The 13261-nt window shown below is 41.1% G+C and carries 11 protein-coding genes; 7 read left to right on the top strand and 4 right to left on the bottom strand.

The genetic code is table 11. The annotated features are described in order from the left end of the window. Positions 1-37: 37 nt before the first annotated feature. The 3 genes from csrA to alaS all read right to left on the bottom strand — a co-directional run bounded on the left by csrA (position 38) and on the right by alaS (position 4576). Positions 38-301, bottom strand: a complete 264-nt coding sequence (gene csrA, locus F993_RS09565; protein ID WP_004654447.1) for a carbon storage regulator CsrA — start codon at positions 299-301, stop codon at positions 38-40. A gap of 237 nt (positions 302-538) precedes the next feature. After that, positions 539-1819, bottom strand: a complete 1281-nt coding sequence (locus F993_RS09570; RefSeq protein ID WP_004654445.1) for an aspartate kinase — start codon at positions 1817-1819, stop codon at positions 539-541. Between the two features lie 66 nt (positions 1820-1885). After that, the gene (alaS, locus tag F993_RS09575; RefSeq protein ID WP_171066005.1) at positions 1886-4576 is read right to left on the bottom strand and encodes an alanine--tRNA ligase; all 2691 of its coding nucleotides are present in this window, start codon (positions 4574-4576) and stop codon (positions 1886-1888) included. Positions 4577-4833: 257 nt separating this feature from the next. Here alaS and F993_RS09580 point away from each other — a divergent pair, with 257 nt between their 5' ends. From F993_RS09580 to F993_RS09605, 6 genes are all read left to right on the top strand, one after another. Continuing rightward, positions 4834-5859, top strand: a complete 1026-nt coding sequence (locus tag F993_RS09580; protein WP_004654439.1) for a type I glyceraldehyde-3-phosphate dehydrogenase — start codon at positions 4834-4836, stop codon at positions 5857-5859. A gap of 39 nt (positions 5860-5898) precedes the next feature. Next, positions 5899-6213 (top strand): hypothetical protein, encoded by a 315-nt coding sequence (locus F993_RS09585; protein ID WP_004654438.1) that lies wholly within the window; start codon positions 5899-5901, stop codon positions 6211-6213. Between the two features lie 64 nt (positions 6214-6277). Next, positions 6278-6784 (top strand): GNAT family N-acetyltransferase, encoded by a 507-nt coding sequence (locus F993_RS09590; RefSeq protein WP_004654436.1) that lies wholly within the window; start codon positions 6278-6280, stop codon positions 6782-6784. Positions 6785-7202: 418 nt separating this feature from the next. Next, entirely contained in the window at positions 7203-8369 is a 1167-nt protein-coding gene (locus F993_RS09595) for an ATP phosphoribosyltransferase regulatory subunit (RefSeq protein WP_004654435.1), read from the top strand. Positions 8370-8428: 59 nt separating this feature from the next. After that, on the top strand, positions 8429-9748 hold the full coding sequence (locus F993_RS09600) for an adenylosuccinate synthase (protein ID WP_004654434.1): 1320 nt from the start codon (positions 8429-8431) through the stop codon (positions 9746-9748). A 76-nt stretch (positions 9749-9824) separates the two neighbouring features. Beyond that, positions 9825-10136 (top strand): putative quinol monooxygenase, encoded by a 312-nt coding sequence (locus tag F993_RS09605; protein WP_004654432.1) that lies wholly within the window; start codon positions 9825-9827, stop codon positions 10134-10136. A 325-nt stretch (positions 10137-10461) separates the two neighbouring features. Here F993_RS09605 and F993_RS20625 read toward each other — a convergent pair whose 3' ends face one another. Further along, entirely contained in the window at positions 10462-11472 is a 1011-nt protein-coding gene (locus F993_RS20625) for a helix-turn-helix transcriptional regulator (RefSeq protein WP_032812482.1), read from the bottom strand. A gap of 211 nt (positions 11473-11683) precedes the next feature. On the opposite strand from F993_RS20625, the gene F993_RS09615 reads away from it, so the two are divergent. Next, positions 11684-13234 (top strand): circularly permuted type 2 ATP-grasp protein, encoded by a 1551-nt coding sequence (locus tag F993_RS09615; protein ID WP_004654428.1) that lies wholly within the window; start codon positions 11684-11686, stop codon positions 13232-13234. The last annotated feature ends 27 nt before the right edge of the window (positions 13235-13261 follow it).

Raw genomic sequence — 13261 nt, 5'->3', positions numbered from 1 at the left:
AATAGTCGCTTTAATCATTCGAGAAGCATTCTGCGCATTAACGATTGAAGTTATTATGACGAGGGAACTCATTATTCTCTTCTTCATAAGAATGTTGATAATCTTGATCAAGATGTTGCAGATGCTCATGCATGGCACGTTCATGTTGGATACGTTGGTAAATTTCCTCACGATGCACAGAAACTTCTTTTGGAGCATTTACACCAATACGCACCTGATTGCCTTTTACGCCAAGCACAGTAACACTGACTTGATCCCCAATCATTAATGTTTCTCCGACACGACGGGTCAGAATCAGCATGTTTATCTCCTTGCTAAACGCTTAAACTTGCGACAGGGAATTCATTGTTTGAAAGCACAGCCTAATATACAGAAAATTCTAACAGAAATATGTAAAAAACATTTTTTTTAGTAAGTTCTGTGAGAAGCTTCTTAAAAACCTCAAGGCTAATATAACAGAGCCACTATAAAAAAAACTATAGTGGCTCTGTTTTTTTTCTTATTTACTTGCGAGTAAATATGTTTAAGCAGCTATTAATTAAGCACGTGCACTGCTTTCGCCGTGTTCACGGTCTAGGCCAAAAGCTGTATGTAAACAACGTACTGCCAATTCCAAGTAGTTTTCTTCGATGATGACAGAAACTTTGATTTCTGATGTAGAAATCATGAGAATATTAATGCTTTCTTCTGCCAATGCAGTGAACATTTTGCTCGCTACACCCGCATGAGAGCGCATACCAACACCTACGATAGACACTTTTACGATGTCATCACGTGTTACAACTTCGCAGCCTTCGATGCTGTTTGCAGTTTGCTCTAAAATTGCTTTTGCTTTCGCCAAGTCGTTACGATTCACGGTAAAAGTAAAATCAGTTGTACCATCTTCTTCAACATTTTGGATAATCATATCCACTTCGATATTGGCATTGCTAATCGGTGACAAGATTTTAGATGCGATACCTGGTTCATCAGGAACACCCAAAATAGTGAGTTTTGCTTCGTCACGGTTAAATGCAATACCTGCAATGATTGGTTGTTCCATATCGTCTTCTGCCTCAGTCGTAATTAGTGTGCCTACGTTTTGTTTGAAATCATCATCAAATGCGCCATCATTCTCGTTATCAAAACTTGATAACACACGTAATGGCACTTGATATTTGCCTGCGAATTCAACAGAGCGGATTTGTAGCACTTTTGAACCTAAAGATGCCATTTCCAGCATTTCTTCAAAAGAGATACGGTCAACTTTTTTCGCTTTAGGCGCTACGCGCGGGTCGGTGGTGTAAACACCATCTACATCGGTATAAATCTGGCATTCATCTGCTTTCAACGCTGCTGCAAGTGCAACGCCTGAAGTGTCAGAACCGCCACGACCTAAAGTGGTAATATTGCCATTGTCATCGTAACCTTGGAAACCAGCAACGACGATGACACGACCAGCATCTAAATCTGCAGTCATGACATCTGTGTCGATGGATTCAATACGTGCTTTGGTAAACGCGCTGTCGGTTTTAATCCCAACTTGACGACCTGTATATGACTTAGCTTCTACACCAATTGAATTGAGTGCCATCGCTAACATGGAAATCGTTACTTGTTCACCCGTTGACACCATTTGATCTAATTCACGTGGGTCAGGGGTGCTGGTAATGGCCTTGGCAAGCGCAAGTAAGCGGTTAGTTTCACCACTCATTGCTGATACGACCACGACCACTTTGTGACCATGGTCATGCCAACGCTTGACACGACGAGCAACATTTAAAATGCGCTCAGGAGTACCCATAGAGGTACCGCCATATTTTTGAACGATTAATGCCATAGTTGTTCCATATAAGCCATGACCCTGAGAGGCATCAGGGTCAGTTACACAAAAGTGAAGTCTTTATTATTGCGCAAGCCATGCAGGTAAAGCTGCAATCACTTGATCAAACTTCTCGTTAAGTGGCGCGCCACCTTGTGCTAAGTCAGGTTTACCACCACCTTTACCACCAAGCTCTTGAGCCAAGTGTTTAATGATGTCACCTGCTTTTAGAGTTGCAGTATATTGTTTAGCGACAGAGGCGATTAAACTCACTTTATCACCTTCAACACCAGCTAAAATAATGACTGCATCTTCTAATTTTGATTTTACGCTATCATGAAGATTGCGTAATGATTTGGCATCTAAACCTTGTACAGTGGTAATCAATGTTTGACGACCAGCAATGTCTTTGACTTGATCCAAGAGTTCAGCTGCTTGGAAGCTGGCTAACTTTTGATTCAATTGTTCAATTTGCTTTTGTAGGTTAGAAGCAGTTTCAACAATCGCTTCAACTTTCTCTACGGTTTGCTCTTTTTGCGCTTTCAGCAAACCATTGATGGTTTGGATATCAGTTTCTGCTTTTTGAACCACTTCAAGCGCTTTGGTGCCAGTCACAGCTTCAATACGACGAACGCCAGCAGCGACACCACCTTCAGAGGTGATTTTGAACAGGCCAATATCACCTGTGCGTTTTACGTGAATACCACCACACAGTTCGATCGAGAAGTTTTTCTCATCAATCACTGAACCCATAGAAAGTACGCGAACTTCTTCACCGTACTTTTCACCGAATAGCATCATCGCACCTTTGGCTTTTGCTGTTTCGATATCCAGCAGTTCAGTGCTTACCGCTGTATTGGCAATCACTTCAGCATTGACTAAACGTTCAATTTGCTGCAATTGTTCAAAAGAAACAGGTTGGTCATTGGCAAAGTCGAAACGTAAAATATCGCTGGCAACCAAAGAACCCTTCTGTTGAACATGCTCACCAAGAATCTGACGTAAAGCTGCGTGTAAAAGGTGAGTTGCAGAGTGATTGCGTGCTGTTGCTGCACGAATATCCGCTTTAACCGTTGCTTCAACATTTTGAGTGGCTTTGAGGCTACCCATGGTCACGATACCTTGGTGTACAAAAGCACCGCCAGATTTTTTGGTATCTTGAACTTCAAAGATACCTGTATCGTTTTTGAAGATACCAGTGTCACCGATTTGACCACCGCTTTCTGCATAGAAAGGGGTTTGGTTCAATACGATAAGCGCTTCGTCACCTTCGTTGATTTCATCAACTTGCACGCCATCTTTATAGATCGCAACAATTTGACCTTGGCCTTGAGTCGCATCATAGCCATCAAATTGAGTTTCGCCTTCAACTTTGACAATACTGTTATAGTCAACTGCGAATTTACCCGCATCACGTGCGCGTTGGCGTTGTGCAGCCATTTCAACTTCGAAACCAGCTTCATCAATGGTCAGGTCACGCTCACGTGCAATATCAGCGGTTAAGTCGGTCGGGAAACCGTAAGTATCGTATAGTTTAAATACGGTTTCACCAGCAATCACATTGCCTTTCAGTTGTGCTAATTCACCTTCTAACAACTTTAAGCCTTGCTCAAGTGTCTTCGCGAATTGCTCTTCTTCTTTAAGAAGCTGTGCTTCGATGCGTGCTTGCTGTGCTGCAAGTTCTGGATAAGCATCGCCCATCACTTCAATTAGCGGCTGTAACATCTTATAGAAGAATGAACCTGTTGCACCTAACTTGTTACCATGACGGACGGCACGACGAATAATACGACGCAACACATAACCACGACCTTCATTTGAAGGGTTAACACCGTCAGCAATCAAGAATGAACATGAACGCGCATGGTCAGCAATGACTTTTAACGAGGCTGGGTATTCAACAGGTTTATTTTGTGCTTTCGCTTCTGCTTCAATGGCAGTGGTATCTAAACCAATGATTTCAGCAGCAGCTTTTAATAAGTGTTGGAACAAGTCAATTTCATAGTTTGAATTGACATGTTGCAGTACAGCCGAAATACGCTCCAAGCCCATGCCTGTATCCACAGAAGGTGCTGGAAGAGGGTGCATGACACCATCCGCAGTACGGTTGAACTGCATGAAAACGTTGTTCCAGATTTCGATGAAACGGTCACCATCTTCTTCTGGTGTGCCTGGTAAGCCACCCCAAATATGGTCACCATGATCATAGAAAATTTCAGAACATGGACCACAAGGACCTGTGTCACCCATTGCCCAGAAGTTGTCTGATGCATATTGGCCACCTTTGTTATCGCCAATACGGATAATACGTTCAGCATCGATCCCGATTTCTTTGTTCCAGATATCAAATGCTTCATCATCGGTATGATAAACTGTGACATATAAACGATCTTTAGGTAAGCCTAACCACTGTTCGCTGGTCAAAAATTCCCAAGCAAATTTCAGTGCATTTTGCTTGAAATAATCACCGAAAGAGAAGTTACCTAACATTTCAAAGAAAGTGTGGTGACGTGCTGTATAACCGACGTTGTCGAGGTCATTGTGTTTACCGCCAGCACGGACACATTTTTGTGATGAAACAGCACGAACATAGTCGCGCTTTTCTAAACCTAAGAAACAATCTTTAAACTGGTTCATACCAGCATTGGTAAACAGCAAAGTTGGGTCGTTGGCGGGAACGAGAGAACTCGAAGCGACACGTGTATGCCCTTGCGATTCGAAATAACGCAAAAATGCTTCACGGATTTCAGCTGATGTCATAAAGCGAGTACTCACAACCAAGACACTCCATAATTTTGAATTTGGCTATATGCAACAAGGTACATTGTATCTAACGTTCTACAATCGAACCCAGTGCGTGGCATAGATTTTAAAAGTGCTAAATTATAACGGAAAATACCTGCCTCACCAACGATTTTACAAGCAATATCATATAAAACTGTGTTTAAGCTAAAAATCTATATTCAACAATGTGCTTGATGTTTTACCATATAGCATAGAAAAGATGATGTTTTTATGAATAAGGACGCTACATGCAACGTATCGCTATCAATGGATTTGGTCGAATTGGTCGGAATGTATTACGTGCGTGGTTTGAGAGTCCTAAGCAATTTCAGTTTGATATTGTTGCCATTAATGATATTGCTGATGTGCAGACCTTGGTGCACTTGTTCAAATACGACACCACACATGGTCGTTTTGCAGGAAAGGTTGAAATTCAAATTGAAAATCAACATATTTTTTTGAATATCCAGTCCAATCAACGCCAGTTAAAACTACAGGTTTTTAAGCAGGCGCAGCCAGAATTATTGCCTTGGACCGACTTACACATTGATGTGGTACTTGAATGCACAGGTCTATTCCGCTCCCGCGCCGATGCGACTCGCCATGTTGAGGCTGGTGCCAAGCGTGTGATTATTGGTGCTGCGCCTTTTGATTCTGTGGACGCGGCGATTGTCTATGGTGTCAATCACAATGACGTAAAGGCCACAGATCAAATCATTTCTAGTGTCTCATGTACCACACAGGCTTTAGTGCCGTTGGTCAAAATTATTGATGATGCCTTTGGCATTGATACCGCATTAATGACAGAAATCCATGCGGTCACTGCAGATCAGTCGGTATTAGATCATGCGCACCGAGATTTACGTCGCGCACGTGCCTCAGGGCAGAATATTATTCCAACCACATCGAGTGCCTTAGGGGCATTGAAACAGGTCATGCCGAAAATGGAAGATCGGATCAATGGTTATTCCATTCGTGTACCGACCATTAATGTGGCTGCCATTAATCTCACTTTTGTTTCGCATTCACCGATTACCGTACATAAAATCAATGAAGTTTTGAGCAAAGCGGCGCAATATGACTATGCACAGATAATGCAAGTGACAGATGAGGATCTGGTGTCAAGTGACTTTAACCATTCACCTTATTCTTTGATTGTAGATTTAACTCAAACCATGGTGGTGGGACATCAAGCAAAAGTTTTTGCGTGGTATGATAATGAATGGGGGTATGCAAATCGCTTGCTAGATTTGTGTGAAACTTTTTGTGATTAATATTTTAAATAAGATATAAAAAATAATGTGGGGTGTCGCATGACATTGATGTTGATTTGGGGATTTATTGCTGTTTTATTGATGGCGGTGGCTTTTTTATTCTGGCTTCAGTTTAAAAGCGTAGACGTACCAAACTCAGATAGTCAGGTACTACATCTTGAAGAAAAGGTTATACACCTAGAGCTACATCTGAAAAAGAGTTTGGAAATTATGCAAGATCTCGCCAAAAAGATGCATGTACAACAAGAGGTTTTAGATCGAACGGTGGCAAATATTGCCGCTTTAGAAAAACAGAATGTTGAAATGGTGAATTTGCTAGAAATTGTAGTAAAAGGTGGGAAAGGAACTGAATAAATCTAAGCTAATTTCTGAGAATCTTTTATAAAAATTCAGATTTGCGATTAGTTCGAGGTATTTTATGAGCCAAAACTTGGATGAATTGGTAGTTGTTCGTCTCACCACCGAGGAGGATTGGAAAATCCTTAAAACTGTTCGTTTAGAATCTCTATTGGATAGTCCTAATGTTTTAGCTGTTAATTATGCCACTGCAGAGAAATATAGTGAGTCAGAATGGCGTAATCGTGCCTCGCACAAGAATCAACATCAATATATTTTAGCAATTAAAGAAGGACAGGCAGTTGGTATTATTGGTGGAACTCAAAACACTGCAGATGAATTTAATGTGATCGCTATGTGGGTTAATCCTATGTTCCGTGCTAGAGGGGTAGCCGATCTGCTGATTTCTGCAATTAAGAATTTAGCAGTTTCTAAAGGGTACTCTAGGATTGTATTAAGTGTATCTCCAAAAAATGAGCGAGCAGTGAATTTTTACTTTAGACATAGTTTTGTGTTTATACCCGAATGGGAGTCTTTGGCTCTTGGTTCAGGTGAAAGAAATCAAAAAATGGAATGTGTGATTTTTTAATATATAAGCGGAGAACAGGACTTTAGGGTATTTCATTTATTTCGGGTGATAGCTGTTTAAGAGGCGCGGAATTTTGGATAGGCTTTTTTGCGTTTAACCCCCTAGTAATCAATGCTATAGAAAATCAAACTTGATCAATTATAACTAGGACGATAGTTCAGATGTTAGGCAGTTCTTAGCGATAAGAACATGGGCTTATACTCTTGGTGTGTGGTTTTAATTTATTGAATCTATTCATAAATTTCATCTCGATGATTAAGTGAATAAGGCATTAAACTATAAATATTTATTCAAATTCGAAGGTGCATCACAGAAATCTTCGTGCTACACTACGCTGAATCGGGCATTCACCCGATTTTTTTATGTGGTTGCTTTTTGTGTGGATGCTTCCACATTGAACAGATTTTAGGTTTGGAACATGGCCATTTCAGAGACATGGTTGCTCCCTGACGGGGTAGCAGATGTATTGCCAGAACAAGCGCAAGTGGTTGAAACCTTGCGTCGAGAAGCGTTAGATTTCCTCGCAGTTCGAGGTTATCAATTGGTGTATACGCCATTTATTGAATACATCGAATCGCTCTCGCTACTTTCAGAATCTAATCAAGATTTAGATTTAGTCACTTTCAAAGTTATTGATCAGCTTTCAGGTCGTCTACTCGGCGTTCGTGCGGATATGACGCCGCAAGTGGCACGTATTGATGCGCATGTTCGACCAATTGAAGGTGTGGCGCGATATTGCTATGCAGGTTCAGTACTGCATACCAAACCACAGAATTTTAATGCAACACGTGCGCCATTACAGTTAGGTGCAGAGTTGTATGGTCATGACAGCATCGAAGCCGATGTTGAAATGATCAATGTTATGCTCGCATTAATTGAGCACACCCATACTTTAGAAGGGGCTCACTTAGACTTAGGTCATGTGGGTTTATTCCGTAGTCTGGTTAAGCATGCTGGCTTAAATAAAAATACAGAAAGTGAACTTTCTGATTTATATCAGCGTAAAGCATTGCCAGAGCTGGAAGCGTTCACCCAAAATTTAGTAATGGGTACGGATTTTTATGCATTAGGTCGTTATGCAAGTGATCTTGATGCATTACAGGCACATTTAAGCCAAGATATTTTAAACGATGTTGACTTTAAAACGGCTTTAGATGCCTTGAAATCGACATTGGCACAAATCCAATCGCGTTGGTCTGACCTCAATGTTGGCATCGATGTAGTGGAGTTGCGTAGTTATCACTACCATACAGGTTTGATGTATGCCATTTATGCACCAAATCGTGCAGCACCACTGGCTCAAGGTGGTCGTTATGATGGTATCGGTGAACACTTTGGACGTGCACGTCCAGCAACAGGATTTAGTTGTGATTTATATGCCTTAGGCGCGACACAGTTTGTTGAAATTGAAACTGTGGTTGCTCCAAAAGGGAATGATCAAGATTTATTAAATGCAATTGCAGAGGCGCGTGGCCAAGGTTCACGTGTGGTGCAGTTGTTGGGTAATGATGATTTAAGCTCAGTACCATATGCGACCCATCAGTTGGTGTCTCAAAATGGGCAATGGGTAATTGAAAAAATTTAATTGCCAAGTGATTTAAGACTTGGTTTCCAATTTTAACAGCATGATGTAATGAGGCTATTATGGGCAAAAATGTTGTGGTACTTGGTACCCAATGGGGCGACGAAGGAAAAGGTAAAATCGTCGACCTGCTCACAGATCAAGCGGCTGCGGTAGTTCGCTATCAAGGCGGACACAACGCAGGTCATACACTTGTCGTAGGTGGTAAGAAGACTGTATTACACCTCATTCCATCAGGTATTTTACGTGAAAACGTATTGTGCTTAATCGGGAATGGTGTCGTTCTTTCTCCTGAAGCTTTGATTAAAGAAATGGCGATTTTGGAACAAGAAGGCGTACCTGTTAAAGAACGTTTACGTATTTCTCCAAACTGTCCATTAATCTTGCCAAACCACATCGCGCTTGATCAAGCACGTGAGAAAAAACGTGGTAACGCAAAAATTGGTACGACAGGTCGTGGTATTGGCCCAGCTTACGAAGATAAAGTTGCACGTCGCGCTGTACGCGTTGCAGATTTGATTCGTGGTGGTGCGTTACTTGAAGAAAAACTTCAGGAAATGCTTGAGCTGCATAACTTCCAACTTTCTCAATTCTATGGTGTTGAAGAAGTGAAGTTTGAAGACGTACTTGCGCTTTGCAACGAATGGCGTGAAGTGCTTGCACCATTAGTCATTGACGTGACTAAAGTATTACATGATTACCGTAAAGAAGGTAAGGCAATCATGTTTGAAGGTGCACAAGGTTCATTGCTTGACATCGATCATGGTACGTATCCATTTGTGACCAGTTCAAACACGACTGCGGGTGGTGTGAGCTCTGGTTCAGGTATGGGTCCATTACATTTAGACTATGTGTTGGGTATCACTAAAGCCTATACCACACGTGTGGGTGCTGGTCCATTCCCAACTGAGTTGCACTACAATGCAGCGACAGATACGGGCGATGCGATTGGTCGTCACTTAGGTACTGTTGGTCATGAGTTTGGCGCGTCTACTGGCCGTCAACGTCGTTGTGGGTGGTTCGATGCAGAAATTCTACGTCGTTCAGTTGAAGTGAACTCATTGTCTGGTATTTGCTTAACGAAGCTTGATGTATTAGATGGTTTAGAAGAAGTTAAAATCTGTGTGGGCTATGAAGATGTAGATTCAGGCTGTGCAGGTTCTTCTGATGCGATTTCATTCGAAAGCTTGAAACCAATCTATGAAACCATGCCAGGTTGGAGTGAGTCGACTGTCGGTTTGACTCAGATTGATCAACTTCCTGCAAATGCATTGGCTTATGTACGTCGTATCGAAACGCTAATTGGCTGCCCAATTGATATCGTTTCTACAGGTCCTGACCGTGCAGAAACAATCGTATTGCGTCATCCATTTTCAGCATAAGCTGAGTAGATGATAAAAAAGCTCTCATGAATTTGAGAGCTTTTTTTATGGGAAATATTTAGGGAGAGTGAGTTAAATGACGTTAAAACTGATTGCTGAAGATTTCATTCAACCAGAACATATCAATGTGGTACTGCCGCTCTATCAAGAACTTGTTGAGAAAACCAAAGTCGAGACAGGATGCATTGCCTATGATCTGTATCATGACCATAAACATAAAGGGCATTTTGTTTTCATTGAAGAATGGGTTGATCGTGAAGCACTGGATTTGCATGTCCAGTCGGAACATTTTCAACGCTTGGTGCCTCAGATTGATCAGTATCAAATACAGGTGGGACGTTTTACCCATTTGTATCGTTTTGAAGCTTTGTTATCTGATAAAGACTAAGCTGATCTTGACTCCAAGATAAACAATAGCAAAAAAACAGCTTTTGATTCCAATCTTTGTTATTTCACAGCCCAAATAATCCTCGTTATATTAGCCTTACGTTCAAACAAAGAGGGTTTTAACTATGACCAAAAAGAGAATCCGCTACAATGGCTATGAATTAGCGTGCCGATGTTGATTTAAATCAAAGCGCTTAAAAAGGTACAAACCAATTTTGATCAAGGCGGGGAGAGAGGTTGGTTTGAACATTTAAACAATAAAAATAATACTGAGTGTTTGATAATAAAATTTATAAAAATCGAAGAGAACCGAAAGGTTCTCTTTTTTATTGGGACTGTTCGTCAATCTCTTTGACAGCATTGTAGACTGCAGCAGGTTCAATATTCAGCATTTTTTTACCAAAGCTTCTGAGCCACCACACTAGTTGTGAGGTAAAAGGAACGGTTGCAGAAACCTCAACAATATTCTCTTCCAAGTGTTGGATGATCTGATCTTTGCTGAGCTGGCTTTCGTAGAAGCTTTTGGCTGTACTTTCTGTCATGGTCAGTTTTAACTGAATTTGCTCTGTCGGTTTGTTATAGTCCACGCGGAATCCGAGTGCACCTGATTCAATATAATTATCAATTTCAAAGTTGACAGGGTGTAAGGCACGGCTTTCCAATACTGTTGCTGCCTTAAAGCGGTGCAATGCAAAAGTTTGTACTTCAGTTTTATCATTACGGGTACAGATTAAATAAATCACTGCACCTTTTTGAACCAAGGCTAATGGATTGAGAATATAGCTCTTGTCTTCGCCTTGATGGGTTCGGGCACGATAAATACATTCGATCTGTTTGTCTTGTAATAAACCTTCGTAAATCGCCTGTTGCGCGTGTTTATCAACGACTGGCGGAATCAGTGGTTGAGTTGCGGGTACAATACGAACACGATTAATCCATTGTCTGACATTGTTCTGTGTCGATAAGCTACGTTTGGCCAGATCAAACCAAGGGGTCATTTCTTCTAATAAACTCGGTGGAAGTAAATGACGCAAATGTTCTTCAACCATCATAAAAGTAACGGCTTGTGAACTGGTCATGTGTGGCAAGCTCTGAATCGGTGCATCTGAGCGCCAACGCCAGCCTTGTGGTACGGTTTTGTTGCTTTCAATTGGGAAGCGTTGGGCAATCTGGTTTAAATCGCGCTGAATGGTACGCAAGCTGATATCAATACCTTCCCGCTCTAATATTTCTTGTAATTCACGAGTACCCATCCATTTCCCAGTTGAAAGGCGGGATAAAATTTGCCATTGGCGATAAAGGCTATTGGATGTTTCTTTTTCTTGTACGGATGACATAAGCGTAATACGTAATTCAATGGTCTAAAGCAGACACAATAAAAAAACTATCCTTAATTATCAAGTCCCTCTGATCCAGATTACGTATTTACGACTGAAATGAGGACATTTTTGCTTAAAGATTCTAAAACTGGTTGAAATTTGACCATTTGTATAAGTGGCATTGAAATTGCTTTGTTTAAATATAAATAAATGATGAGACGAGGTTTCTATGTCAGAACAAGAGAACAGCCTACATATCAGTACAGATTATTTTGCAGCAGAGCCAAATCCAGCAGTTCCCGTTGATACGTCTACATTTATTCCCCAGCTCAATGTAAGTACAAATCTATTTGAGCAATTGAAATCAGAATTTTTTAATGAAATGTTAGATGATAAAAGTTTTAACGGTGAAGCATCGAAAAAAATTGAACAATGGCTGAGTATCCGTAGTCTTGAAGATTTAAAGACTTTAGAAGCACAAGCTAAACAGCATTTTCTTTATCAAGGGATTACCTTTAATGTCTATGGTGATCAGGAGGGTGCAGAACGAACCATTCCGTATGACCTTATTCCACGTGTGATTGAAAAGAAGCAATGGGAAAAAATCGCAACAGGCTGTGCACAACGAGTAAAAGCCCTGAACTTGTTTTTAGATGATATCTATCATGGTCAGCATATTTTAAAAGAAGGTTTAATTCCCGCGGAACAGGTGATTGCCCATGAGGCTTTTCAGCCGCATATGTTAAAACATCAGCTTAAAGGCAAGGTTTATTCGCAAATCAGTGGGATTGATATCATTCGTGATGGTCAAGGTGATTTTTTTGTACTGGAAGATAATTTGCGCACCCCATCGGGCGTATCTTATATGCTGGAAAGTCGCAAAATCAGCCAGAAACTGATGCCAGATTTATGTAGTAGCAATAATTTACAAGGGATTGAGCAATATCCAAGTCTGTTAAGAGCAATTTTGGAAGAAAATGCCTATGTTGATCGACCTTTGATTGTGGTGCTCACGCCTGGACGTTTTAACAGTGCCTATTATGAGCATTCATTTCTAGCACGTGAAATGGATGTGCCGCTAGTGACCAGTCGGGATTTATTTGTTGAAGACGAGAAAGTCTTTGTCAAAACTATCCGTGGCCGTCAGCAAGTGGATGTGATTTATCGCCGTGTTGATGATGAATTTCTTGATCCGCTCAGCTTTAGACCTGACAGTACTTTGGGTGTACCCGGACTCATGTCTGCCTATCTACAACATAATGTGGTGATTGCCAATGCGCCAGGAACTGGAGTTGCAGATGACAAGTCGATTTATCCTTATGTTGATCAAATGATTCAATTTTATTTGAGTGAAGTCCCGATTTTAAATAATGTGCCGACCTATCAATGCCGAGAGGCTGAGCAACTCGATTATGTATTGACTAATTTAGAAAAACTAGTGGTTAAAGAAGCACAAGGTTCAGGTGGTTACGGCATGTTGATTGGTCCGCAAGCAGATCAACAACAAATTGATTGTTTTAGACAAAAGCTGATTGAAACACCACATTTATATATTGCCCAACCAACTTTGGCTCTTTCAGTCGCTCCAACAATGACAACAGAAGGCGTTGCTGAACGCCATATTGATCTACGACCTTTTGTGCTTAGCTCTCCTTATCGAACAGAAATTGTACCAGGCGGTTTAACCCGCGTTGCTATGCAGGCGGGTTCTTTGGTGGTGAACTCTTCTCAGGGTGGTGGAATTAAAGATACCTGGGTGGTTGAAAGCTTACGTTCCTAAGCGGTATTTCCACAGCTTAAATGCAAG

Source organism: Acinetobacter proteolyticus (assembly GCF_000367945.1).
Classification (GTDB): domain Bacteria; phylum Pseudomonadota; class Gammaproteobacteria; order Pseudomonadales; family Moraxellaceae; genus Acinetobacter; species Acinetobacter proteolyticus.
The sequence above is the reverse complement of the archived record's forward strand: the minus strand, read 5'-3'. Positions and strand labels throughout refer to the sequence as shown.